Origin of the sequence: Actinomadura citrea (genome assembly GCF_013409045.1) — a bacterium.
GTDB lineage: Bacteria > Actinomycetota > Actinomycetes > Streptosporangiales > Streptosporangiaceae > Spirillospora > Spirillospora citrea.
In genome coordinates, this window is the sequence record NZ_JACCBT010000001.1 from 8,615,509 (window position 1) to 8,638,384 (window position 22,876).

General features: G+C 72.0%; 23 protein-coding genes. 3 read left to right on the forward strand and 20 right to left on the reverse strand.

Annotated features, from left to right (window positions below; translation table 11 throughout):
- Positions 1–35 precede the first annotated feature (35 nt).
- Complete coding sequence (locus BJ999_RS39415; protein ID WP_218935433.1) at positions 36–1,151, forward strand: mandelate racemase/muconate lactonizing enzyme family protein; 1,116 nt, start codon at positions 36–38, stop codon at positions 1,149–1,151.
- A gap of 20 nt (positions 1,152–1,171) precedes the next feature.
- The gene (locus BJ999_RS39420; RefSeq protein ID WP_179837933.1) at positions 1,172–2,134 is read left to right on the forward strand and encodes a dihydrodipicolinate synthase family protein; all 963 of its coding nucleotides are present in this window, start codon (positions 1,172–1,174) and stop codon (positions 2,132–2,134) included.
- A gap of 138 nt (positions 2,135–2,272) precedes the next feature.
- Here the strand turns inward: BJ999_RS39420 and BJ999_RS39425 are convergent, their stop codons facing one another.
- The gene (locus tag BJ999_RS39425; protein ID WP_179837934.1) at positions 2,273–3,454 is read right to left on the reverse strand and encodes a DegT/DnrJ/EryC1/StrS family aminotransferase; all 1,182 of its coding nucleotides are present in this window, start codon (positions 3,452–3,454) and stop codon (positions 2,273–2,275) included.
- A 160-nt stretch (positions 3,455–3,614) separates the two neighbouring features.
- Between BJ999_RS39425 and BJ999_RS39430 the strand changes: the two genes are divergently transcribed.
- Positions 3,615–4,844 carry a hypothetical protein gene (locus BJ999_RS39430; protein WP_179837935.1) on the forward strand — a complete coding sequence of 410 codons (1,230 nt, stop codon included), beginning with the start codon at positions 3,615–3,617 and terminating at the stop codon, positions 4,842–4,844.
- A gap of 49 nt (positions 4,845–4,893) precedes the next feature.
- Here the strand turns inward: BJ999_RS39430 and BJ999_RS39435 are convergent, their stop codons facing one another.
- The 19 genes from BJ999_RS39435 to BJ999_RS43895 all read right to left on the reverse strand — a co-directional run bounded on the left by BJ999_RS39435 (position 4,894) and on the right by BJ999_RS43895 (position 22,457).
- Complete coding sequence (locus BJ999_RS39435) at positions 4,894–6,336, reverse strand: aldehyde dehydrogenase (protein WP_179837936.1); 1,443 nt, start codon at positions 6,334–6,336, stop codon at positions 4,894–4,896.
- Positions 6,333–6,533: a tautomerase family protein gene (locus BJ999_RS39440; protein ID WP_179837937.1), complete on the reverse strand. Its 201-nt coding sequence runs from the start codon at positions 6,531–6,533 to the stop codon at positions 6,333–6,335. The genes BJ999_RS39435 and BJ999_RS39440 overlap by 4 nt, the downstream gene beginning before the upstream one ends.
- Complete coding sequence (locus BJ999_RS39445) at positions 6,533–7,138, reverse strand: cysteine hydrolase family protein (protein ID WP_179837938.1); 606 nt, start codon at positions 7,136–7,138, stop codon at positions 6,533–6,535. Before BJ999_RS39445 ends, BJ999_RS39440 begins: the two co-directional genes overlap by 1 nt.
- Positions 7,135–7,860, reverse strand: coding sequence for a FadR/GntR family transcriptional regulator (locus BJ999_RS39450; protein WP_179837939.1), 726 nt, complete (start codon positions 7,858–7,860; stop codon positions 7,135–7,137). Before BJ999_RS39450 ends, BJ999_RS39445 begins: the two co-directional genes overlap by 4 nt.
- Positions 7,857–8,981, reverse strand: coding sequence for an amidohydrolase family protein (locus BJ999_RS39455; protein ID WP_308427174.1), 1,125 nt, complete (start codon positions 8,979–8,981; stop codon positions 7,857–7,859). The genes BJ999_RS39450 and BJ999_RS39455 overlap by 4 nt, the downstream gene beginning before the upstream one ends.
- Positions 8,971–9,300: an extradiol ring-cleavage dioxygenase gene (locus BJ999_RS39460; protein WP_179837941.1), complete on the reverse strand. Its 330-nt coding sequence runs from the start codon at positions 9,298–9,300 to the stop codon at positions 8,971–8,973. Before BJ999_RS39460 ends, BJ999_RS39455 begins: the two co-directional genes overlap by 11 nt.
- A gap of 32 nt (positions 9,301–9,332) precedes the next feature.
- The gene (locus BJ999_RS39465) at positions 9,333–10,181 is read right to left on the reverse strand and encodes a DODA-type extradiol aromatic ring-opening family dioxygenase (RefSeq protein WP_179837942.1); all 849 of its coding nucleotides are present in this window, start codon (positions 10,179–10,181) and stop codon (positions 9,333–9,335) included.
- Positions 10,174–11,058, reverse strand: a complete 885-nt coding sequence (locus BJ999_RS39470; RefSeq protein ID WP_179837943.1) for a creatininase family protein — start codon at positions 11,056–11,058, stop codon at positions 10,174–10,176. The genes BJ999_RS39465 and BJ999_RS39470 overlap by 8 nt, the downstream gene beginning before the upstream one ends.
- Positions 11,051–11,929 (reverse strand): ABC transporter ATP-binding protein, encoded by an 879-nt coding sequence (locus BJ999_RS39475; protein ID WP_179837944.1) that lies wholly within the window; start codon positions 11,927–11,929, stop codon positions 11,051–11,053. The genes BJ999_RS39470 and BJ999_RS39475 overlap by 8 nt, the downstream gene beginning before the upstream one ends.
- The gene (locus BJ999_RS39480) at positions 11,926–12,714 is read right to left on the reverse strand and encodes an ABC transporter permease (protein ID WP_179837945.1); all 789 of its coding nucleotides are present in this window, start codon (positions 12,712–12,714) and stop codon (positions 11,926–11,928) included. The genes BJ999_RS39475 and BJ999_RS39480 overlap by 4 nt, the downstream gene beginning before the upstream one ends.
- Positions 12,711–13,511, reverse strand: a complete 801-nt coding sequence (locus BJ999_RS39485; protein ID WP_218935434.1) for an ABC transporter permease — start codon at positions 13,509–13,511, stop codon at positions 12,711–12,713. The genes BJ999_RS39480 and BJ999_RS39485 overlap by 4 nt, the downstream gene beginning before the upstream one ends.
- Before the next feature lie 27 nt (positions 13,512–13,538).
- Positions 13,539–14,534: an ABC transporter substrate-binding protein gene (locus tag BJ999_RS39490; RefSeq protein ID WP_179837946.1), complete on the reverse strand. Its 996-nt coding sequence runs from the start codon at positions 14,532–14,534 to the stop codon at positions 13,539–13,541.
- 41 nt (positions 14,535–14,575) lie between these two features.
- Positions 14,576–15,361, reverse strand: coding sequence for a 2-keto-4-pentenoate hydratase (locus BJ999_RS39495; protein WP_179837947.1), 786 nt, complete (start codon positions 15,359–15,361; stop codon positions 14,576–14,578).
- Between the two features lie 283 nt (positions 15,362–15,644).
- On the reverse strand, positions 15,645–17,207 hold the full coding sequence (locus BJ999_RS39500; RefSeq protein WP_179837948.1) for a P-loop NTPase family protein: 1,563 nt from the start codon (positions 17,205–17,207) through the stop codon (positions 15,645–15,647).
- Positions 17,204–18,685 (reverse strand): SCO6880 family protein, encoded by a 1,482-nt coding sequence (locus tag BJ999_RS39505; protein ID WP_179837949.1) that lies wholly within the window; start codon positions 18,683–18,685, stop codon positions 17,204–17,206. The genes BJ999_RS39500 and BJ999_RS39505 overlap by 4 nt, the downstream gene beginning before the upstream one ends.
- Positions 18,686–18,709: 24 nt before the next feature.
- A complete protein-coding gene (locus tag BJ999_RS39510; RefSeq protein WP_179837950.1) occupies positions 18,710–20,164 on the reverse strand; it encodes a G protein-coupled receptor family protein in 1,455 nt (484 codons plus the stop codon).
- A gap of 69 nt (positions 20,165–20,233) precedes the next feature.
- Positions 20,234–21,187, reverse strand: a complete 954-nt coding sequence (locus BJ999_RS39515; RefSeq protein WP_189269911.1) for a hypothetical protein — start codon at positions 21,185–21,187, stop codon at positions 20,234–20,236.
- Positions 21,188–21,330: 143 nt separating this feature from the next.
- Positions 21,331–21,639, reverse strand: coding sequence for a hypothetical protein (locus tag BJ999_RS39520; protein WP_179837952.1), 309 nt, complete (start codon positions 21,637–21,639; stop codon positions 21,331–21,333).
- A 254-nt stretch (positions 21,640–21,893) separates the two neighbouring features.
- Complete coding sequence (locus tag BJ999_RS43895) at positions 21,894–22,457, reverse strand: DUF6668 family protein (protein WP_308427224.1); 564 nt, start codon at positions 22,455–22,457, stop codon at positions 21,894–21,896.
- Between the last annotated feature and the right edge of the window lie 419 nt (positions 22,458–22,876).

Below are 22,876 nucleotides of genomic sequence, written 5' to 3' on the forward strand. Positions count from 1 at the left end.
GCCCTCTCATTGCGACCCCAGCAGAGGAGTCAGCCTTGAGCGTCGCCCTCCCCCGCCCCGGCGAGCGCCCGCCCGCGACCGGAGGCCCGATCGCCGCGATCCGCACGCGCGTCGTCCGGGCCCCCTACCGCCGCCCGTTCCAGATCAGCAGCGGGGTCAGCACGGAGCTGATCAGCCTGGTGGCGGAGGTGGAGACGGCGGACGGGGCGATCGGCGTGGGCGAGACCTCGCCGATGACCGCCTACACGGGCGAGACGCTGGCGGGCGTCGCCGCGGCCGTCGAGGAGCATCTGACCCCCGCCCTGATCGGCCGCGACCCGCTCGACCGGGCCGGCGCGCACGTCGCGATGGACGTCGCGCTGCGCGGGCAGCACGTCGCCAAGGCCGCCCTCGACATCGCCCTGCACGACCTGGCCGGGCGGCTCGCCGGATGGCCGGTCACCGCGCTGCTCGGCGGCCGGGTGCGCGACCGCGTCCCGATCGCCTGGGTGGTCGGGCTCGGCACGCCGGACGAGATGGCGGCGGAGGCCGCGGACCACGCCGGGCGCGGGTTCCGGCACATCAAGATCAAGGGCGGCCACGACCCCGAGCGCGACCTCGACCTCGTGCGCGCCGTCCGGGCCGTGCTGCCCCCCGGCGCCGAACTGTGCCTGGACGCCAACGAGGGCTACGACCTTTCGGCGCTGCCCGTGCTGGCCAGAATGGCCGACGCCGGGCTCTCCCTGCTGGAGCAGCCGCTGCCGCACTGGGACCTTGCGGGACTGGCCCGGCTCCGCGAGCGCCTGGACGTCCCTGTGATGGTGGACGAGAGCATGCAGTCGCCGCAGGACGCGCTGGAGATCGTGCGGCGCGGCGCGGCCGACGTGCTCAACATCAAGATCCTCAAGGTGGGCGGGCTGCACCCCGCCCTGCGGATCGCGGCCATCGCGGAGGCGGCGGGGCTGGCGGTCAAGATCGGCTCCATGCCGGAGCTGGGCGTGGCGACGCTGGCCGCGCTGCACCTGGCCGCCGCGCTGCCGGGCGCCACCGTGCCCGCGGACCTGGTGGGGCCGCTGCTGGTGCGGGAGGAACCGCTGGCACCCTCGGTGTTCACCGCCGTCGACGGATGGGTGGACGTCCCGACCGCCCCCGGCCTCGGCCACGACCTGTGATCCGGAACGGAGACACGACGATGCACGACCTGGTCGACCGGTTGCGCGGCACGCTCCTGCCCGCCGTGGTGACCCCGATGGACCGGCAGGGCGTCGTGGACCACGACGCCCTCGCGGCCTACGCCGCGCGGATCGCCGCCGAACCGATCGGCGGCGTGGCCGTGTGGGCCCACACCGGGCGCGGTCTGCACCTGTCCGCCGACGACCGCGCCCGGGTGCTGACGACCTGGCGGCTGGCCACCGCGGCGCCCATCGTGGCGGGCGTCGGCGCGCCGCGGTCGGTCTCCGCCCCGACACTGGCCGCGGCCTCGGACGCGACGGTGGCGATGGCGGTGCGGGCGGCGGAGCTGGGTGCGGACGCCGTGATGGTCTACCCGCTGGCCGCGCTCCGCGAGGAGCCCGACGGGCACGGCCAGGCCGTACGGCTGCACCAGCGGGTGGCCTCCGAGAGCGGGCTGCCGCTCGTCGGGTTCCTCCTGCACGACGAGGCGGGCGGCTACCCGTACCCGCCCGAACTGATCCGCGACCTGCTGGCGCTCCCCGCGATGCTCGGCGTCAAGACCGCCACGCTCGACAGCGCCATCGGTTGCCAGGACGCGATCTGGGCGGGCCGCGGCACCGGCAGGCTCTCCATCACCGGCGAGGACCGCATGTTCGGCCCCTCGTTCATGTGGGGCGCCGACACCGCGCTCGTCGGCATCGCCGCGGCGCAGGCCGCGCTGAGCGCAGACGTGCTGCGGGCCTGGACCGGACGCGACCACACGGCGTTCGTCGAGGCCTCGGACCGCCTCGACCGGTTCGCGGCGGCGACGTTCTACGCGCCGATCGAGGGATACGTGCAGCGCATGCTGTGGGCGGCGGTCTGGGAAGGGCTCATCCCCGAGGCCGCGGCGCACGACCCGTACGGCCCTGCGCTGCCGTCTTCCGAGCGCGACCGGGTGATCGCCTGCCTGGAGGACCTGCACGCCGCCGCGGCGCACTGATCAGCCGGACCCGGTGCGGGAACGGGCGGTGAGGAGCGCGGTGAACGCCTCGCGGCCCGTCTCCCGGTGGCCGGGCGTCCGGACGCGGTGCCGCCGGAATGCGTCGGTCGTGCCCGTGAGGCCCGGCGAACCCGGCCCTCACGCAAGCCGGTCGTGCACGCGGCGCACCGCGTGGGCGATGACCTCCACGTGCTCGGCCGTGTAGCCCTCGTTCCAGTGCAGGACGACCAGCGTCCGGTCGATGAGCCGCTCCGCGTTCGGGCAGAGCCCGGCCGGATACGACCGGCCCTCCAGCGGGAAGCGCGAAGAACCGTAGACGGGCTCGTCGGCGAGCGCGGGGTTGGCGTACAGGGGGCGCTCCAGATACCCGGCGACCGCCGGAACGCCCTCCGCGGCGAGCGCCTCCGCCCAGACGCGGTTGCCCGGATGGTCCGGCACCGTGAACGGGAACAGCCACCAGGCGTGCCCGGCGGGATCGGGAAGGCCGATTCCGGTCAGGTCCTGGAGCGAGGAGAGGAGCTGGCCGGCGCGTTCCGCACGGCGGGCGACGACCCCGGCTGCCTTGGCGAGCTGGGCGCGGGCCACCGCGGCCACGAGCTCGGTCATGCGGTAGTTGAGGCCGAGCGACAGGTGCAGCCGCCCGACCGTCCGGTCCCAGCCCTTGTCCATGAACAGCCGCATGCGGCGGGCCAACTCGTCGTCATCGGTGCAGCACAGACCACCGTCACCTGCGGTGATGTGCTTGTACTGCTGGAGGCTGAAGCACGCGATGTCGCCGACCGTGCCGAGCAGGTCGCCCCCGGGAGTGGTGCCGAGCCAGGCCTGGGCGCAGTCCTCGACGAGGATCAGGCCGTGCCGGTCGGCGACCGCGCGGAGCCCCGCGAGGTCGGCGGGCGCGCCGAACAGGTGCACCGCGATGATCGCCCGGGTGCGCGGGGTGACGGCCGCCTCGACCGCGGCGGGGTCCAGGTTGCCGGTCGCCGGATCGACGTCGGCGAAGACGGGCACCCCGTTCTGCGCGAGGATCGGCGCGACGGTTCCGAAGTCGGAGATGGGGGTGGTGATGACCTCGTCCCCGGGGTCGAGGCGTGCCGCCGCGACGGCGAGATGCAGCGCCGCCGTGCCCGAACTCGACGCGACCGCCGCGCGGCGGCCGTACAGCGCGGCCATCTCGGCCTCGAGGGCGCGCGTCTCGGTGCCGAACGTGCTGCACAGCACGGCGCTGTCGAGGACGCGCAGGACCGCCCGGCGCTCCTCGGCTCCGATCGTCCGGCCGCCCGGACCCAGCACATCGGGGAACCGTCCGCCGTCCGCGCCCATGCCTCTCCTCGTCGTCCCGCCGTACCCTTTTACGGTCTGGGCCGAAAGTTATGTCACCTGAAGAAATCCGTCAAGAGGACGAGCAGGGGAGGTAACGAACCCTGCGAGTAGTGCACTAACCTAGCCGGTTGAGGGCTGGACCTAAATAGAGGAGCAGAGAGTGCCCATCACCATCGGGGTCGTGGGTCCCGAAGACCTGGTCCACCGCGCCATCGCGGTGGGCACCGAGATGGGCGGCGCCATCATGACCGGCCTCGCCTACCGGCACGAGGGCGAGGCCGTGGAGGTCGTCGCGGCGGCCCCGGAAGAGGTCGACGCGTTCCTGTTCACCGGCGTGGTCCCGTACACCACGGCCACGGCCGCGGGCGTGGTGACGCGGCCCTCGATGTACGTGTCCTACGACGGCGCGACACTGCTGCGGGCACTGGTGGAGCTCCTGCGCCTGGGCCACGACGTGACGCGCCTCTCGGTCGACACGCTCCGCCGCGCCGAGGTGATGGAGACCCTCACCGAGGCCAAGCTGCCGACCGACCAGGTCCAGGTGCTGCCCTACAAGGCCGGCCTCACGTCCGAGGACATCGTCGCGTTCCACCGCACCGCGCGCGACCGGCACGACACCCGGGTGGCCATCACCTGCCTGGGCTCCGCCTACAACGTGCTCGAACCCCTGATGCACACCGTGCGGCTGGCCCCGTCGCGCTTCTCGATCCGCTCCACCATCCAGGCCCTCACCCTGACCGCGGTCGGGCAGCAGGTCGGCGACGCCCAGGTCGCGCTGGGCCTGATCGAGCTTCCCGGCCCCGACGACACCCTGGCGGCGGACGTGGTGACGCTGGGCGGCAGCCTGGCGCCGCTGCCCGGCGGGCGCCACCTGATGGTGACCACCCGCGGCCTCCTGGAGCAGGCCACCGAGCAGTTCACCCGGCTGCCGCTGCTCGACCGGCTCGCCGCCCGGCACCCGACCGTGCACGTCGGCTTCGGCATCGGCCGTACGGCGGCGGAGGCGGAGTCCCTGGCCAAGCGGGCCCTCGGCCGGGCAGAGGCGATCGGCGCCTCGGTGGGCGTGGTCGCGATGGCCGACGACGTCGACATCGTGATCGAGCCCGCCGACGGCGACGAACCCCCCGCCGAGCGCGGCGCCGAGAGCCTGCCGCTGCTGGCCCGCCGCGTCGGCCTCAACGCGCAGACGCTCGCCCGGCTGCGCGAACTGGTCACCGACCGCCCGGACGGCCTGACCGCGCACGACGTCGCCGAGCACCTGGACGTGCAGCAGCGCACCGCGCGGCGCGTGCTCAAGCGCCTGGAACGAGCCGGGATCGCCACGCCGACCGGCAGCCAGCAGCAGGGCCGCACCGGCCGGCCGCCGACCGTCTACCGCGTGAACCTCTGACCGCGGCTCACCCCTGTGCCGCCGGACTCGTCCGGGGCTTCCGACCGGGTCATCGATTCGTGTCGATCGCCATGACCACGGCCTTGGGCTCGGTGAAGAACTCGCGGCTGTAGGTGCCGCCCTCGCGGCCGAGGCCGGAGTCCCCGACCCCGCCGAACGGGGCGCGCAGGTCGCGGATGAAGAAGCAGTTCGTCCACACCGTGCCGGCCTTCAGGGCGGCCGACACCCGGTGCGCTCGGGAGAGGTTCTCCGTGAACACCATCGCGTTCAGGCCGTACGGGGTGTCGTTGGCCGCCGCCACGGCCTCGTTCTCGGTGTCGAAGGGCGTGACCACGGCGACCGGGCCGAAGATCTCCTCCCGGCGCACGCGCGCGGTCGGCGGCGCGTCGAGGACCACGGTCGGCCGGACGAACAGCCCTTCGGCGCCCACGCCGCCGGTGGCGATCTTGCCGCCCTCGCCGGGAACCCCGTCGAGGTACGCCTTCACCTTCGCGTAGTGCTCCTCGGAGGCCAGGGGACCGAGCTGGGTCGCGGGGTCCTTGGGGTCGCCGGGCACGAGGGCCTCGGCCGCGGCGATGAAGCGGTCCAGGAACTCCTGGTAGACCTCGCGCTGGACGAACAGGCGGCTGCCGGCCAGGCAGACCTGTCCGGCGTTGCTGAAGATGGCCTTGATGGACCAGGAGGCGGCGAGGTCCAGGTCCGCGTCGGCGAACACGAGGTTGGCGCCCTTGCCCCCGAGCTCGAAGCTGACCGGTGTGAGGTTCGCCGCCGCGGCCCCGGCGATGGCGCGGCCGGTGGCGGACTCACCGGTGAAGGTGATGCGGTCGACGCGCGGGTCCCTGGTGAGCGCCTCGCCGACGGAGCCGGGTCCGTAGCCGTGGACGACGTTCAGCACGCCGGGCGGCATCCCGGCCTCCAGTGCCAGCCTCGCCAGCAGGGACGCGGAGGCGGGGGTCTGCTCGGCCGGCTTCAGCACCACCGTGTTGCCCCACGCCAGAGCCGGGGCGATCTTCCAGGTCTCCAGCATGAGGGGGAAGTTCCACGGCGCGATGGCGGCGACGACACCGGCCGGTTCGAAGCGGGTGTAGGCGTGGTGGCCGCTGTCCATCGGCAGTGCCTCGGCGGCCGACAGCCGCGCGTGGTCGGCGAAGAACCGGAAGTTGTAGGCCGACCGCGGAACGTCCTTGCCGCGGGTGTCGGAGACGGGCTTGCCCATGTCGGTGGTGTCGGCCAGGGAGAGCTCGTCGATGTTGGCCTCGACCAGGTCGGCCAGCCTGTGCAGGATCGCGCCCCGTTCCGCGTACCCCATGCGCGGCCAGGGGCCTTCGTCGAACGCGCGGCGCGCGGCCGTGACGGCGAGACCGGCCTCCTCCCGGCCGCCGAGCGCCACCTCCGCCCAGGGCCGCCGGGTGTAGGGGTCGACGGTGGAGAATCGGCTGCTCTGGCGGGACTCGGTCTCCCGGCCGTCGATGACATGGGGGATCAGGTTCATGGCTGTTCCTCGTTGCGTTCTTCGATGGTCACGTCTCCGGCGGCCCAGTGGGTGGCGGGCACCTCGCGGAGGATGACGCGGATGTTGCGTCGGGGTGCCCCGGTGGCCTCCTCGGCGGCCTCCGTCAGGCGGGTGATCAGTGTGCGCAGTTGCCCGGCCGGCCGGCCGGCGACCAGGGTCACCTCGATCAGGGGCATCAGCGCTCTCCCGGCGTACGGGCCAGTGCGTCGGCCGCGTCGGCCACGGGGACGACCTCGGCGAAGACGGTGCCCATCAGGCGCAGGCTGCCCAGGTGCAGATCCTCGACGTAGCCGGCGACCGCCTCCCGCGCCACGATCGCGCGCAGGTCGCGGAAGAAGGCGGCGCGGACGGTCGATTCGACGCAGAAGTCGGTGCGCACACCGGCCACCACGAGCGTGCCGACGTCGAGGTCGCGCACCAGCCCGTCCAGCTCGGTGCGGTGGAACGCGTCGAAGCGCGGCTTGGTGATCTCGTGGTCGCCCGGCGCGCGGTCGAGACCGGCGAGCAGTTCGCCGCCCCACGTCCCGCGCCTCAGTCCGCTCGCGCGCAGGAACGGGCTCCGCTCGGCCAGCAGCCCCACCTCGGCGTCCTGCGCCCACTCCATCCGCACCCAGATGACGGGCCGGCCCGCGGAGCGGGCGGCGGCGGTGAGGGTGTTGACGTGCCCGACGAGGTCGTCCAGTCCGGTGACGCGAAGCCCGGCCCGCGCGAACACGCCGTCGGGATGGCAGTAGTCGTTCTGCATGTCGATGACGAGCAGGGCCGTCTGCCGGGCGTTCATGTGCCGCCTCCGCGGGTGGCGGTCAGCGCGGCGTGCGCCGCGACGGCCGCGTCCAGGCGGTCGGGGTCGTCGCCCGCGATGGCCTCCACCAGTTCCTTGTGGACGGCCGGTCCGTCCACGTATCGCGTGGACGGCTCGTTGGACGTGACGCCGCGCAGCCTGTTCTCCACGAACTCCAGCAGGGAGATATAGGTGTGCTGCAGGACCTTGTTCGGGGTTATCTCGGCGATCCGGCGGTGCAGGGCCCAGTTGGCGGCGAGGTAACCGACACCGTCCTGGGCGTCGCTCTCCACGGCCACGGCCATCGCCTCGGCCAGCCGGCGCAGATCCGCGATGTCGGCTTCGGTGCGATGCCGCATGGCCTCCCGCACGAGCAACGGTTCCAGCGCGTCGCGCATGACCAGGCAGTCGGAGACCGAGACCGAGTCTCCGCTGAGTTCGAGCATCTTGCGGCCCAGGCGCACCAGCGGCGGCGGGGAAGCGACGAAGATCCCGCCCTTGACGCCCGGACGGACGGAGATCGTGCCGCGCGAGGTCAGCAGGCGGACCGCCTCGTTGAGCGTCGCGGCCGCCACGTCGAACTCGCGGCGCAGGCTGTCCCGGGTGCCGAGGCGGTGGCCGAGGGCCAGGGCGTCCTCGGCGATGCGCGCCTCGATCCTCCTGGCGACGGTCTCCGCCAGGGAAAGCCGGGGCAGATCGGTCGCCGCCTTGTCGGTGCTCATGTGGGGTGTCCTTCGACGGGGATGGGGGGAGCGGAGGGTTCTTCGACCCGTTCGTCCGGGTCCGGCCGGGCGACGCGCAATCCGAGCAGACGCGCGGCGTTGCCTCCCAGGATGGCGGTCTCCTGCCCGGCGTCCACGCCCAACGCGCGCACCGTCCGCAAGGGGTCGTGGTCGACCAGGTCGAACGGGGTGTCGGTGCCCAGGAGGACGTGGGCGGCCGTCATGTCCTTGACCAGCCGGCCGAGGGCGCCGGTGTCGAACACCGCGGTGTCGTACAGGAGCCGGCGCAGGTAGTCGCTCGGCGTGCGGCTCGTCACCCGCGCGACCGGCTTGCGCCGCCAGCCCAGATCGAGGCGGCCGCTGACGGCGGGGACGCATCCGCCGCCGTGCGCGAGGCAGAGGACCAGGTCGTGCCGGTCCAGCACACCGCCGAAGACGAGCCGGGACGTCGCCAGCGCGGTCTCCATCGGGTAGCCGAGCAGCTGGACCAGGTGGTAGTCGGCCAGCCGGTCGCGGGAGGAGACGCGGCTCGGGTGCAGCAGCGTGAAGCAGCGCCGTGCGGCGAGGGCCTGCCACAGTTCCTCGTTGACCGGGTCGTCGAGCTCCCGTCCGCCGCCGAAGGTGCCCAGGGTGGCGCCCACCATGCCGAGCTCGTCCAGGCAGCGGGCCAGCTCGTCCGCCGCGCCCGGATGCCCCACCGGCACGGTCGCCAGGCCGGACAGGCGGCCGCCCGAGCCGGCGACGAACTCGGCGAGCGCGTCGTTGGCCAGGCGCGTGACCTCCAGCGTGAGCCGGTCGTCGTCGGACTCGGAGGCGAACAGGAACGGAGGTGCGGCGACGACCTGGTGATCCACTCCCATCGCGGTGAGGGAGGCCAGGCGGCGTTCCATGTCGTGCTGTTCGGGAGCGAGCGGGATGGGCGATCCGGGCGCGAGCCCGCAGATCGCCGGGTCGAGGTTCAGCACGCGCTCCGCGCCGCGGGACAGGTCGGCCAGCCCCTTGCGCTCCAGGTGCCGCAGGAACGGCATCGGCATCGCGTGCGTGTGAACGTCGATGACCGGCGTCCGGGGACGGGGCCCGCGACCGGTCGGGTCTGCGTGGGGCACGGCCCTACTCACCACGCTCGGCCATGTAGGAGTCGTACCGGTCTCCCAGCAGGGACTTGAGCAGCGCGGTGGCGGCGCCGGAGGTGCCCGCCGTCTCGCCCGTGCCGTAGATCAGCCGTGCGAGCTGGGAGAGCAGGTAGGGATGCAGGCCGAGTTCGAACAGCTTGCGGAAGTCCCGGTCCAGGATCGCCGTGCGCTCCTCGCCGGTGAGCGGATAGGCGTCCAGCACCTCCTTCTCGGACGACTCGAACCGGGCCCGCAGCTCGCGGTCCCATTTCAGGTCCTGCACGAGATCGTTGGTCCGCAGCAGCGGGTCGAAGTATTCGAGTGCCATTTCCGGGTCGTCCATTCGTGTAGGCGGCGGGGTCATGAAAGGTCCCAGCGGACCGCGCCGAAGCCGCAGCGCCACTGGTCGACGGCCGCGTAGCCCAGCGCCTTGCACGGGCGCGGGCCGATGGCGCCCATGACGACCATCCAGGACAGCAGCTCCGCGGTACCGCCGGAGCCGGCCTCTTCCATCCGCTCGAACGTCGCGTCGGTGAGGACCTTCTCGTGATCGCCCTCGACCAGCAGGTCCATCCACCAGCGGTCGAACTTCTCGTCGATCTCCATGTAGCGGGGCCCGCCCGGCTCGTGGGACAGGCCGCCCGAGCCGAGCAGCCCGACCCGCAGCCCCGCCGGCAGCCGGGTGCGGATCGCCTCGCCGAGCGTCTCGCCGAGCGCGTAGCAGACACGCTCGTCCGGGACGGGCGGCACCGTGCAGTTCTGGAGCACGGGGACGACCGCCACACCGGTCGAGACGAGGTCCGCCATGGTGACCGGGACCGAGAGGTTGTCGTCGTAGCGAAGGTTCTCGCGGACCGCGCGAACGCGCGGCGCACGGTCCTTCACGCTCTCGTACAGGACTTCGGCCACGTCCGGGCGTCCGGGAAGCTCGTAGTCCGCGACGCGCAGCCAGGGTTTGAACCACTCGTCGGGGCCGGAGTGCCGTTCGGCCAGGCCGAAGGTGAAGTCGGCGTAGTCGCTGACCAGGCCGTTGGCGATGTGGTCGTTGGCGATGACCAGGAGCACGTCGGTGCGGGACTCCACGACGGCGGCGTGGATCTCGGCGTAGGCCGCGAGCACGGTCTTCCGGTCGGCCTCGGGGGCCTTGTCGAACCAGCCGGTGAGGCCGGGAGCGTGGCTCGCGGCCATGGCGACGCTGATTTCAGCCATGGTTCCTCCGTTCTGTCTGGGGGTGGGCCGAGGCGTTCTGCCGCGGGCGACGCGTGTCGTCCCGCAGGCGAAGCACGATCGCGGCGGCGGCCTGCTCGGCGGCGGCGGTCTGGATGCGGAGTCCTTCGGCGGCGTCGGCCGCGGCCGGGTCGCCGAGGTAGCCGTCCGGGGTGACGCGGCGTGCGTGCTCGTAGCCCTGGCGCCAGATGGCCAGTTCGCTGGGGCCCACACCGCTGGGTTCCAGCCGCGCGCGGACCTCCTCGCGCACCAGCCGCGGGTGGGTGTGCATCATGAGGGACGTCTCCCAGCTCCCGGCGTGGACGTCGACCGGACCGTCCGGCGGGGCCTCGTCCGGCCCGTACAGAGTCAGGTAGGGGTCGTCCGCTTCGAGGCCGATGCGCCGGGCCAGCGCCGGCTCGGTCACGAAACTCGCGTCCGCGTCCGTGCGTTCGCAGGCCGCTCTGACACCGTCGTGGACGGTGCGGTTGTGCAGCGCGTCGCCGTGCCCGGAGAAGCAGAACACGTGCCTGAAGCCGTCGCGCGCCATCCCGGCGAGCAGGTCGACCATGATCTCTCGCATCAGCTCGGGCCGCACGTCGTAGGAGGCGGGGAACGCGCCCGAGACCACGTTGACGCCCCAGTAGTAGGGCGGCACGATCAGCGCCTGGACGCCGCGCTCGGCCAGCAGCGTCCGGACGGCTCGCAGCCGGGCCACCGGCAGGTAGACGTCCGTCCCGGTCGGCAGGTGCGGACCGTGCTGCTCGATCACGCCGAACGCCCAGAGCAGCACCGCGCCCGACCGGGCGGCCGCGTCGACCTCGTGCCAGGTCAGCTCCGCCAGCGTGCCGGCGAAGACGTCGCGGGTGCCGTCATCCATCGCGGCCCTCCCCGGGATCGGCGGCGGGACGGGCGCGGTCGCGCCGGTGGTAGGTCTTGGCCTGCTGCACCTGCGAGTAGACGTGCGCGCGCAGCTCCGCGAAGCGCGGATCGGAGCGCGTCGCCAGCTGCTCGCGTTCCGCGGGCAGGTCGATCGGGGTGTCGTCCATGATCACCGTGGGGGCCGCGGAGAGCACCAGGACGCGCTGGCCCAGGTACACCGCCTCCTCGATGTCATGGGTGACGAACAGCACCGTCATGCCGAGCCGCCGCCAGAGTTCGCGGGTGAGGTCCTCCAGCTCCGCGCGGGTCTGGGCGTCCACCGCGGCGAACGGCTCGTCCATGATCAACACGGCCGGCTCGTAGGCGATGGCGCGGGCGATCGCCACCCGCTGCTGCATCCCGCCGGAGAGCTGCCAGGGGTAGGCGCCCGCCGCGTCCGCCAGGCCGACCGATTCCAGCGCCTCGGCCACCAGCTCGCCGCGCCGCCGCTTGGGCACCTTCTTCTGCTTCAGCGGCAGCTCGATGTTCTGCGCGACGGACAGCCAGGGGAACAGGCTCCGTCCGTACTCCTGGAAGACCACCGCCATGTTCTCCGGCGGCCGCAGCACCGGACGGTTCTCCAGCACCACCTCTCCGCCGCTCGGAGCCAGGAGGCCGGCGACGCACTTCAGCAGGGTGGTCTTCCCGGCGCCCGACGGCCCCACGATGCAGGCCAGCTCGCCCGCCGGGATCCCGAACGTGAGGTCGCGGATCGCCTCGACGGTGCGGTCGGCCGCCTGGTAGGTCTTCCTCAGCCCTCGCACGTCGAGCAGGACCGAGCCGCTCCCGGTGCCCACCGCGGTGGGGGACGCGATATCCGTGCCGGTCATGACTTTCCTTTCTGGGCTTGGCGCCACCCCCGGTACCAGCGCAGCGCGCGGGCCTCGAACCGCCCGAAGAGCAGCGACAGCAGGAACCCCAGCAGGCCGAGCAGCAGGATCCCGCTCCACATCTCGGGGATCTCGAACCCGCGCTGGAACTGGACGATCGTGTAGCCGAGGCCGCTGGAACTGGCGAACATCTCACTGATCACCATGAGGATGATCGAGATCGACAGCGCCTGCCGCATGCCGGTGACGATCTGCGGGGAGGCGGCCGGCAGCACCAGGCGGCGCAGCCTGGCGGCGCCGGTCAGCCCGTAGGAGCGGGCGGTGTCGGCCAGCACCTCGTCGATCGCGCGGACGCCCTCGGCGGTGTTGAGCAGCACCGGCCACATCGACCCGATGACGATGACGGTGATCTTCATGGTGTCGCCGATGCCGACGAACAGCATCAGCACCGGGATCAGGACGGGCGGCGGGACCGCGCGGAAGAACTCCAGCACCGGCTCGGCCAGCAGCCTGATCCGGCGGCTGGACCCCAGCAGGACGCCGACGGTCACGCCCAGCGCCACCGCGCCGAGGTACCCGGCCGCCAGACGGGCGACGCTGGGGAGCACGTCGTCCACGATGCGGCTGGAGAACCACGTCTCGCCGAACGCGCTCAGGATGGTCCGCAACGGGGGGAAGTAGAAGTCGGTGCTCGAAGCGGTCAGCACCCACCAGAGGGCGAGCAGCACGGCGGGCAGCCCCAGCAGGTAGCCGAGCCGTCCGGCGCCGCGGAGGACGGTCCTCATGCCGGCACCTCCGTCCGCATCGACGCGTGCCAGGCCAGGACGCGCCGCTCCAGCGCACGGGTCAGGAGGTTCACGCAGACTCCGAGCGCACCGGTGACGAAGATCAGCGCGTACATCTCGGCGACGGCGTTGCTCGCCTGGGCCAGCCCGATCGCGCTGCCGAGCCCCGGGGACCCGATGATGAGCTCGCCCGCGACGGCCAGGACCAGCGCCACCGAGGCCGCGAGCCGCACGCCCGTCAGCAGGTACGGCAGCGCGGTCGGCCAGATCAGGTACCGGAGCCGGCCCCACCGGGAGAAGCGGTAGGCGGCCGCGGTCTCCCGGGCGACGGGGTCGACGTCCTGCACTCCGTGGATCGCCTGCACCAGCACGGGCCAGGCGGCGGCGTACACCACCAGCAGGAGCGTGGAGCCGAGCCGCGTGCCGTAGAGCAGCACGGCCAGCGGGACGAGGGCCACCGAGGGGATCGGGCGCAGGAACTCGATGGTCGAGGCGGTCGCCTCGCGCAGGACCCGGACGCTGCCGATCAGCAGGCCCAGGCTCAGACCGGCCGCGACCGCGATGGCCAGCCCGTATCCCCAGCCCCGGAGCGTGTCGAGCAGTGAGCCCCAGAACCCTGCGCTGCCGGCCTCGTCGGCCAGCGCCCGGACGATGGCGCTGAACGGGGGCAGCTCGTCCGGCGAGACCACGCCCGTCCGCGGCAGCACCTCGAGAAGCGCGGCGAAGGCGGCGACTCCGAGCAGGCCGAGGAGCGAGTCGGGCACGACGCCTCCGCGCCGCCGGCTCTTGATCATCATGATGTCCTCGTCATGTCACTCGTCCTGTCACCGGGCGAACAGCTCGTCCAGCGGACGGGTGCTGCCGATCAGGCCGGTGTCGACGGTGAGCTGGGCGAGCGGGGCGATCTCGGTTCGCCCGGCCTCCGGGTTCCAGCCGGGCAGGGTCACCTTGTCGCTGAGCCCCGGGTCCAGCTTCAGATAGCCGTTCAGCGCGGCCCGCGCCTCGTCCGGGTGCTCCTGGGCGTACTGCAGGGACTCCTTCAGCGCGGCGGAGAACCGCTTCACGACGTCGGGGTTCTTGGCCGCGTACTGCTTGGAGGTGAACCAGCCGGCGAACGGCAGGTTCGCGCCCATCGCGGCGTAGCTGACCGGCAGTGGCTTGGCGCCCTGCCCCTGGGCGATCGTGATGAACGGTTCGCTGAGCATCGCGGCGTCCACCTGGCCGGCCTTCAGGGCGGCGGGCATGTTGGGGATGGGCACCTCCACCAGGGTGACGTCGCTGGTCTTCAGCCCGTTCTTCTGCAGGACCGAGGCGACGGCGACCTCGTTGATGCCCTTCAGGGTGTTGATCGCGATCTTCTTGCCCTTCAGGTCGCCCACCTTGGCGATCCCGGGGTCCGCGGTCATCAGCTGCCCGGATCCGTCCTTCATCGCGTTCTCGGAGGCTCGGGCGCCGACGGAGACCATCGTCACCGGCACGCCCTTCTCGCGGGCGACGAGCAGGCTGACGAGGTTGGAGTAGCCGAACTGGAAGTCGCCGCTGACCACGGCGGGGACGATGGCGGCGCCGCCCTGGGCGTCCTGCGTGGTGACCGTCAACTTGTGGCGGGCGAACACGCCCTTGCTGATCCCGAGCTTCACCGGGGCGATGTCGATGATGGGGATGACGCCGAGCTTCACCTTGGCCGCGCCGGAGGCGGAGACCTCACCGCCGGCGTCGGAGCCGCAGCCGGTGAGGGCCGCCAGCCCCAGCACGGCGGTGGCCGCGCCTGCGATGAGCGGTGTGAGGCGCCTGGGGCGGCCGCGATGGAAGAAGGACATGTCGGTACTCCTGGGCGAAGGCGCGCTGGGCGCGGAGGGGCTTAGCGGGTTCCGGTGAGGGACAGGGCTCCGAGTGAGCCGAATGCCGCGGAGACGGTGCTGCCGGGGTGCAGGGGAACGGCGTCGGTGAGTCCGCCGGTGAGGATGATCCAGCCGGGTTCGATGGCCAGCCCCCGCTCGGCCAGCCCGTTGGCGGCGAGCGCGAGGGCGTTGGCCGGGTGCCCGAGGACGGCCGCGCCCGTCGCGGTGTCGACGGTGTCGCCGTCGACGCTCAGCCGGCAGGGCTCCTCCGCCAGGTCCAGGCCCTCGGGTGGGACGGCGTGGCCGGAGAGGACGAACCGGCAGGCGGAGGCATTGTCGGCCACCACGTCCGGCAGGGCGAAGTCGAAGTCGCGGTAGCGGCTGTCGATGACCTCGAACCCGGCGTGCACGCTCCGGACCGCGCTCATCGCCTGCTCGGCGGTCACGCCGGGGCCGCTCAGCCGCGCGCCCATGATGAAAACGATCTCGGGTTCGACGCGCGGGTGGATGAACTCCCCCACGGCCACCGGCTCGCCGGGCGCCAGGGTCATCGCGTCGGTGAGCCAGCCGGTCAGCGGGACGTCGACGCCCATCCGCCGCTGCTTGGCACGCGAGGTCAGGCCCAGCTTCACGCCGACGACGGTCTGCCCGCCGCTCGTCTTGCGGTCGAGCAGGGCGTCCTGGATCCGGTAGGCGGTGCCGAGGTCGAGGTCCGGCCACCCTTCGGTGATCTTGGCTCCGTCCTCGCGGCCGTGCTCGCGGCGCAGCAGTTCGCCGACGGTGGTGTCGATCGTCCACTCGGACATGGCGTGGTCCTTCTCTCGTGCAGAGCCAGGGCGGGCGTCCCCGGGCGGACGGCTCAGCCGGTCCCGGACACCACCGGTGCGATGACCTGCGGTGTCGACGCGTCTCCGTGACGCATCAACCTAAAACACCTAATGGATATATTCAATAGATCCATACGATCTGTTCAAGATCTGGTGAGGCCGGAGCGCCGGCGGCCAGCGGGCGGGAAACGGGCGGGAAAGACGACGACGCCCGCCCCGCGGCTCTTGCCGCGAGACGGGCGCCGGGGGGCGACCGTGCAGGTCAGATGGCTTCGGCCGGGGGCCTCGTGGTCGAGTTGGTCCAGCGCTTGTTGGTGTCGTTGACGCCCCGCTCGACGGAGGTGAGCTCCACCTTGAACGGGATGCCGGGGCGGCCGCCGACCTTGACCAGGAACCTGCCGCGTCCCGGGGGCTCGCTGTCCCGCTTGAGCTCGGGGTTCCAGGACGGCGGCGTCGACCAGTCGACGATCATGCGTTCCTCGATGGAGGACATCCGGACCACTTCGTTCACCATCGCCATCTCCGCCTGCGGGAGCCCGCCGCAGATCACCATGCCCGCGCGTTCGGCGAAGCCCTTGGCCTTGAGGCGGTCGGCGTGGTCGCTCAGCGAGAGCAGGTCGGCCATGGTGTGCGTGATCATCACCTGCCCCGTGCCGCGCTGCCGGTTGAGGCGGGTGAGGGCGTCGACCCGGTCCACCAGGCCGCGCCCGGAGCGCAGCACGCGCCACAACTCGTCGAGGACGACGAAGAAGTGCCGCTGCGGTTCGAGCCCCTCGTCGGCCAGCGCGTGCGCGGCCTCGATCGAGCCGAACCCGTCCGACCAGCACGCGAGCAGGACGGCGGCCTGCAACTCGGCGTCGGCGTCGTCGATCCCGCTGATGTCGATGCAGACGCCGCCCGGATTGTCCAGCTCGATCGCGGTGGTGGTCTGGTGCGCGAACGTCTCGCCCATCGGACCGTCCAGGACCCCGAGCAGCGAGGCGTGCAGCGGGTCGACGGCCGCGCGGTACCGCGCCTCGTCCCCGCGCGCGAGGGTCACCGCGCGAAGGCGTTCCGGCCCGTCGTCGATCACCTTGATGAGGTCGGGCAGGACGGGCACGCCGCGGTGGCGCTCGTCCAGCACCCGCAGGGCCGCGTTGAGCACGGTGCGCTCGGTGTCGGCGATCGGGCCGCCGCGCAGCAGCGTGAGCAGCGCGCTGACCATGTTCAGCCGGCGGCCGTGCGCGTCGGCGACCAGCTTGGTCCGCGCCGCCTCGGGGAGCCTGGCCGCCGCGCCCGCCGTCGCCCCGGGGTCGAGCACGTTCAGCGAGCCCAGCCCGCGGCCGAGCTTGATGATCTGCCCGCCCATCGCCCGGACCAGGTCGACGTAGTCGGGCTTCAGGTCGCCGAGCACCATGGGGAACACCCCCTGCCCGACCAGCCCCACCACCATCCTGCGGATCAGCGTCGACTTGCCCAGCCCCGGCTTGCCCAGCACCAGGGCCGACGGGTTGTGGATCAGGCTCGCCCGCTGGAACCACGAGATCGGATCGCAGCACAGCGCGGCGCCGGTGGTCAGCTCCCGGCCGAGCGGCACCCCCACCATCGGCGTTCCCGACCCGGCCCCGAACGGCCACAGCCCGCACACCTGGACCGTGGTACCGCGCCATTCCGACGGCATCTCCACGTAGGAGGCCCGGCCCCCGCCCCGGCGGGAGAACCCCCTGAATCCGGGTTTGGGCTCGGGCCTGCCCTTCTTCTTGTCCTTCTTCCCCTTCCCGCCGTCCTGTTCGGCGGCAGGCTCTCCGGCCGCCCCGCCGGGGACCGATTTCGCAGGACGCTTCACAGGGATTCCCTCACCAGCGCCGGCACCTGAAGGTGGTCGGGAAGGACGATGCCCAGGGGAAGGGCGGCCGCGAACGCCGACGCCTGCGACCCGTACATCTGCCGCAACCGCAGCCGCGCGGGGCCCGTGAGCGTGTCGACGGCCGCCGCCGCGACCGGAAGCTCCTCGGCCGAGCGGACGGTGGCGGTGACGAGGACGGTGAACCGGATCACCCCCGCTCCCCTGGCCTCCTCCAGAGCCGACTGGTCGCTCTTGATGACGTCGATCTCGTTCCGGGCGGCGCTGGCGGCGCCGTCGAGGCGGAAGCGCGAGTCCCGCCGGTCCCGTTCCACGATCCGGGCCGCAGAGGCCGGATCATGCGGCCGGTAGAGGAAGGTGACGCGCTTGCGGGCGATGTCGTGGTGCGGGGCCACCAGCCCGGTCATCACGTTGGACAGCACCTCGCCTCGCGGCGCCTCCGACATGCCCCAGGTGATGGAGCAGCCGCTGTCGTGGACGTAGTGGTCCCAGGACTCCTGAGCCGCGACCGGCCCGGCGTCCTCCCAGCTCGTCTCCTGGTCCTCGGCGGCCTCCAGGACCGTCTGCGCGTCCGGGTCGTAGGCGATCCGCACGGCGCGGGCGAGTTCCTTCGCGGTCAGCGCGCGAGCGGACCCGGCGCCGGTCATCGACAACCCGGAGACCAGCCCGGGGATGCGCATCCCGATCTCCCGCACCATGGCGTCCTGGTCACGGCGCTTGCCTCCGAGCTGCGGCAGGGCGGCGTAGGTGACCGCGATGCGGGTGGAGACCCGCGCGCTGCCCACCGGGTAGTTCCAGACGATCTCGTCCAGAGCCTGCCGCGCCAGCTCGGGCGCGTTCGGGTCGGTGTTGGCGTAGATCTCCTCCCGGAGGCGGGTTCCGGTGTCGGGGGCCGTCTCGATGGTCACGCTCGCGGCGACCAGCCCCGGTTCGTAGCTCAGCGAGGCCATCCACTGCCCCCAGTGGGAGACCCACGTGTCGATCTGGCTCTGGTCGACCAGCGCCGCGCCCTCGGCATTGCACTCGAACACCACGGTGTAGTGCTTCGTCGACGGGATCACGACCAGGGCGAACGGGCGCCCGTAGGAGTCGCGTCCCTCCACCAGCCGGGACTGGGCGAGCAGCCCCGGAAGCCGGCACGAGCCGTGCGAGACCACGCTCAACGGTCCCGAACGGTAGAGGTGCCACCCCTGGGCGCGCCCCGACCACCAGGTCAGCCGTGCCGTGAGCGACTGGAGGGCGGTCCGCCCGTGCGCGTCCTGGATGACCAGCGGCAGCATGACCAGCCCCAGCACCACGGCGCCGGCCAGGCTCACCACCAGCGACACCGTCGCGATCAGGGTGATGAGGATCAGCCCGACCATGAGGATCAGCGTCCCGGCCAGCCCCAGCCGCCCGATTCCGGGGGACACCGGCTTCCGCCAGTTCCCGTACGTGGGTTCACGATAGTCGGACGTCACGCCGCCCCCACCTCATTCCTCGGCCTAGGCACTGCCACTTGGACCACCCGTGTTTCCGCTGCTGCCGCCCGGGCCACCGCCCCCGGAAGGAGGAGTGCGCCCGGTGCTTCCGCCTGGGGAGGAGCCAGTATCGGGGGGCCGGTAGCTGGGAACCTCGCTGCCGCTGCCCCCGATAGAGGAGAAGTCAGGCGCGGGAACCTCGTAAGCGGGAACCTCGTACGCGGGAACGCCGGAAGAAGGGTCGGCCCCCGAGGGGCCCTGCGATCCTCGGCCGTCGCCCGAACCGCTGTCCGTACCGCTGCCCGAACCACCGCTCGGCCCACCGGTCGGTCCGCCGGTCGGTCCGCCGCCCGGTCCGCCGCTCGGTCCGCCGCCCGAACCACCGCTCGGTCCGCCGCCCGGTCCGCCCGGTCCTGTGGTCGGCCTGGGAGTCGGTGTGCCACCGCCCGTGCCACCGCCCGTGCCGCTACCCGAGCCGCCGCCTGAGCCGCCGCCGCCTCTACCACCCCAACCCCATCCACCCCAACCTCCACCCGGTCGGGTGCTCCGCACGGGAGTCGACGCGCTGCCACTGCCGCCGCCGCCCCCCATCAGGCCCGTGAAGAGACCGGACGCCCGATTGCGCATGGTCATCGCGGTACCGCCGTACGTGAAGTGGCCGACCTGACGGATGCCGAAGAAGCTGAGGCCTTCCGTGGCCGCGGGCATCACGGCGCGCATGGTCGCCGGCAGGGCGAACACCGAGCCGGCGGCCAGGGCCAGGCCGAAAAGGCGGTCGGCCTCGTACTCGGACGCCATCAGCTTCAGGGCCCCGCCGTCGATCACCGCGATGACCGGCTTGACCGCGGTGAAGGCGACCAGCAGGCCGACGCACTGCCTGTAGGCGGCGTTTCCATAGGCGCTGAACCTGGCCGCGGCGAGGGTCGGGAGAATCCCGACCAGGATGATCAGGGCGCCGCTCCGGAAGAGCATCAGCACGAACTGGATAGCCGACGACAGCGCCGCGGCGAGGGCGAAGAAGGCGAGAATGAACGACGTGTCGCCCTCGTCGCCCCCGAGTAGGTCGAGGCCGTTCTTCCAGTTCTCTATCCAGGCGTCGTCCTTCGGCCCCATGCCCTCGATGATCCAGTGGGAGAACCTGTCCCCGGCGATGTTCGCCAGATTCACCAGCGTGGCCAGCGTCAGGATGATGACGGCCAGTTCGAAGAACTGGGTCATCGCCTGCCGGAAGGGTTCGCCCTTGCGTTGGATCGCGATCCGGAAGGCCGCGACGAGGAAACCGGCGAACGCCATCGCGGCGGTCAGCCAGTTGGTGTACTCGCGGAGCATGTAGAGAACTCCGCCTCTTTCCCCGCCCAGGTTCACGCTGTAGGCGCTGTCGCTCATCCACCAGGTGAGGAACGTCTGAAAACTCGACAGCGCCCAGTCCAGCAGTTTGTTGACGAGCCACGCCCATGCCTCGTTGAGGAGGTCATCCATCAGTGACCACCTGGACGGACGGAGCGGGAACAACGAAGTCGATCAACTCGCGCACGATGGGCTTTCTTCTCAGAAGGGATCGAGCAGAAGGCTGACGAAGGCGATGGCCAGTCCTGAGCCCGCCATGACGCATGCGACCATCACCCATCCCAGGCCGACCGCATGCGCTCCGAACTCGCCCCGCTTGTGCTTGAGCCCCATAGTGCCGCCGACGAGTATGAAGCCCAGCACGCAGGCCGCCAGGGCGGTCCAGAGCAACCAGCGGAGCATGGGCTCCACCGGTTCGGTGACCGCGCCCACTCCCTTCGCGTGACCGCGCGGCAGCGAGGCGTCGGGTCTGGCGTGGATATCCGGCTTTCTTCCGGTGGGAGGCTTGAGTACGGTCGTCTTCTTGTCAGAGTGGTCTTCTTTGCACTGCTTCGGGAACATCCCGCTGCTGTGCTGCCACTGATCGCAGTACTCATCCACTCCCCCCACGCAGTCGATCTTCTCCTGATCGGTCTTCAGGTCCCAGCAGGAGTCGTTCTTCTTGTCTTCCTTCGGCCACTGGGCGCTGTTACTGGTGTTGCAGTAGCCGTCCGGGTCCGAATCGCTCCGGCGAAGGCAGACCTTGAACTGGTACTTCGAACCCGTGGTCCGCTTGTAGTCGGGAATCTCGATCTCGTCGCACTTGCCTTTTCCGGCCCCCCGCACGCTGGCCACCTCTTGCCCGTCGACGATGGCATAGCCGCGCGCGAGGTGACCGTCGTTGTTGTGGTCGCACACCCTGATCCGACCGGTCGCGGGGTCGAACTGGAGCTTGCCGCCCGGGTCGGTGTCGATGGTCTCGATGTCCTCCGTCTTGCCCCAGTCGACGGGTTCCGCCAGTGCCGCGAGGCCGACGCTCCCCACCCGGCCCGGCGCCCGAGCGGCCGGGAGGGCCTCGACCGCGAGCCGCGCCGGGCCGGCGGCGAGTGGATCCGCCGGTTGAGAGCGTTCCAGGGCCTCCGCCCCGCGCTGCCCGCTCAGGACGACCTCGGGCACGGGAGCGGGAAGAAGGCTGATCACGAGCAGGACGGCGCCCAGCGCGAGGAGCGCGGCGGACAGGACGGACCCGCGTCCTGGCGCGGGCACCCGGCTCCCGCGGCCCCTGACGCCCGCTGCGCGGTGATGTCGGGGCGCGGGCATCAACTGGCGAGATTCTTGACGATCACTCCCGCGCTCACGATGAGCAGGCAGCCGAATCCGACGATGAACATGCTCCCGATGTGATTGCCCCCCTCACCCTTCCTGTGCTGGATCCCCATCCGGGCGCCGATGATGACGAAACCCGCGACGCAGGCCAGCAGGCCGCCCCAGGCCGCCCAGCCGAGCAGCTTTTCGATCTTTTTTGCGAACGGCGGTGCCTCGCCCTGACCGGGATTCGGGATGTCCCTGGCAAGGGCTGCCGCATGGTCGAGCAGGTGGGCCGTCCACGTGATCGTCGCGTCGAGCATGCGCGTCCTCCGAGATGATGCGATCGAGGTCCTGACCGGCCATGCGCGGGCGGTAGGCGACTTGGCCGGAGCCCGCCGCCGCGCGCCGCGGCGCGCCGCCGCCCGCGTGATCGACAGGCCCCTTCCGAAAGGGGCGGACGCCGGTCAGGACTGGGCCGGCGAGGCACCTTCCGAGCACGGTTCTGTACTTGTACTGGACGGTCCTGAGGCCGAAGTGATCGTCAAGCGCCCGGAAGGCGGCAACTCTGGCACGATCACGCGGAAGCCAGGCCGCCCATGTCCCGGACCAGACGCGAGTAGGCGGGGGGAAGCCGCACCCGGTCCGGAGGTTCGCCGAGGCGGAAGGCCTCCACCCACGGCAGGTCCCAGAGGTGCGGCACGCCGCCGCCGATCAGGCGCAGAAGATCTGCCAGCGGTTTCGGACGCTTCCCGGGGGCGTCGGCCACCACCGCCAGGCCGAGCAGGTGCACGCTCGGGAGGACGCCCGCGGCCCACTGCGCCACGGCGGCCTGGGCGGCGCACAGCCCGGCGGCATGGCTCCTGGCGACCAGCAGCACCTGGGACTGCCCCGGGGGTGCGGGCGTCGGCCAGTAGCGTCCTGCGCTCACGCTGTTGGCTATGAGAGCGGCCAGCGTGGAGGCGCCGGCTCCCCCATGGCACGAGGAGAGCCAGAGTCCCGGGGCTCGGCCGTTGTAGGTGACCAGTCCGAGGGCGCTCCTCGGGACGGGTGCTTGTTCCGCTGGAATGACCGCCTGTGCGGCGTACCCCTCCCTCTGGGGCCGCCCCTGCTGAGCCGGATACGCCGGTGCGCCCGGCATGCCCGGCGGGGCCTCAAGGCCGATCCCCCCGCGCTGCAGGGCGTCGCTCTCTGTTGCCCGCACCACGGGTGCCCACCTCCGGAAAGTCACGAGCGGCTCTGCTCTCGCCCGCGCGGCACCGCGCCGGCACCGCGCAAGCGAAGATCAACGTACTCCTGGGACCGACCGTCCGCAGGGCGTCGGTCCCGTCAACCCGCCGCACCCGGCTCCACGACACCCGCTTCATCCGGGCCCGGACGCGCACGACCGCGGGAGGCACCTTGCATCACCGCGCGATGACCGCACGGTCTTGGTCGGCGGGCCCTGAGCAGGCGGGGCCCGCCCGAAGAGGACGCCGACGGTGGCGGCTCGGCGCTCCGCCGCCCGGCGGAAGGGGCGGGCAACGTCATCGCCGATCTGGGAAGGCCACATCATCAACT

Bases quoted from the DNA above. Each gene is read 5' to 3' on its own strand.
- BJ999_RS39465 (WP_179837942.1), bottom strand. From the start codon at position 10,181: ATGGCTGAAATCAGCGTCGCCATGGCCGCGAGCCACGCTCCCGGCCTC.
- BJ999_RS39460 (WP_179837941.1), bottom strand. From the start codon at position 9,300: ATGGCACTCGAATACTTCGACCCGCTGCTGCGGACCAACGATCTCGTG.
- BJ999_RS39520 (WP_179837952.1), bottom strand. From the start codon at position 21,639: ATGCTCGACGCGACGATCACGTGGACGGCCCACCTGCTCGACCATGCG.
- BJ999_RS43895 (WP_308427224.1), bottom strand. From the start codon at position 22,457: ATGCCGGGCGCACCGGCGTATCCGGCTCAGCAGGGGCGGCCCCAGAGG.
- BJ999_RS39440 (WP_179837937.1), bottom strand. From the start codon at position 6,533: ATGCCCCTGATCGAGGTGACCCTGGTCGCCGGCCGGCCGGCCGGGCAA.
- BJ999_RS39435 (WP_179837936.1), bottom strand. From the start codon at position 6,336: ATGAACCTGATCCCCCATGTCATCGACGGCCGGGAGACCGAGTCCCGC.
- BJ999_RS39450 (WP_179837939.1), bottom strand. From the start codon at position 7,860: ATGAGCACCGACAAGGCGGCGACCGATCTGCCCCGGCTTTCCCTGGCG.
- BJ999_RS39495 (WP_179837947.1), bottom strand. From the start codon at position 15,361: ATGTCCGAGTGGACGATCGACACCACCGTCGGCGAACTGCTGCGCCGC.
- BJ999_RS39480 (WP_179837945.1), bottom strand. From the start codon at position 12,714: ATGAGGACCGTCCTCCGCGGCGCCGGACGGCTCGGCTACCTGCTGGGG.
- BJ999_RS39490 (WP_179837946.1), bottom strand. From the start codon at position 14,534: ATGTCCTTCTTCCATCGCGGCCGCCCCAGGCGCCTCACACCGCTCATC.
- BJ999_RS39485 (WP_218935434.1), bottom strand. From the start codon at position 13,511: ATGATGATCAAGAGCCGGCGGCGCGGAGGCGTCGTGCCCGACTCGCTC.
- BJ999_RS39445 (WP_179837938.1), bottom strand. From the start codon at position 7,138: ATGAACGCCCGGCAGACGGCCCTGCTCGTCATCGACATGCAGAACGAC.
- BJ999_RS39420 (WP_179837933.1), top strand. From the start codon at position 1,172: ATGCACGACCTGGTCGACCGGTTGCGCGGCACGCTCCTGCCCGCCGTG.
- BJ999_RS39470 (WP_179837943.1), bottom strand. From the start codon at position 11,058: ATGGATGACGGCACCCGCGACGTCTTCGCCGGCACGCTGGCGGAGCTG.
- BJ999_RS39510 (WP_179837950.1), bottom strand. From the start codon at position 20,164: ATGGATGACCTCCTCAACGAGGCATGGGCGTGGCTCGTCAACAAACTG.
- BJ999_RS39475 (WP_179837944.1), bottom strand. From the start codon at position 11,929: ATGACCGGCACGGATATCGCGTCCCCCACCGCGGTGGGCACCGGGAGC.
- BJ999_RS39425 (WP_179837934.1), bottom strand. From the start codon at position 3,454: ATGGGCGCGGACGGCGGACGGTTCCCCGATGTGCTGGGTCCGGGCGGC.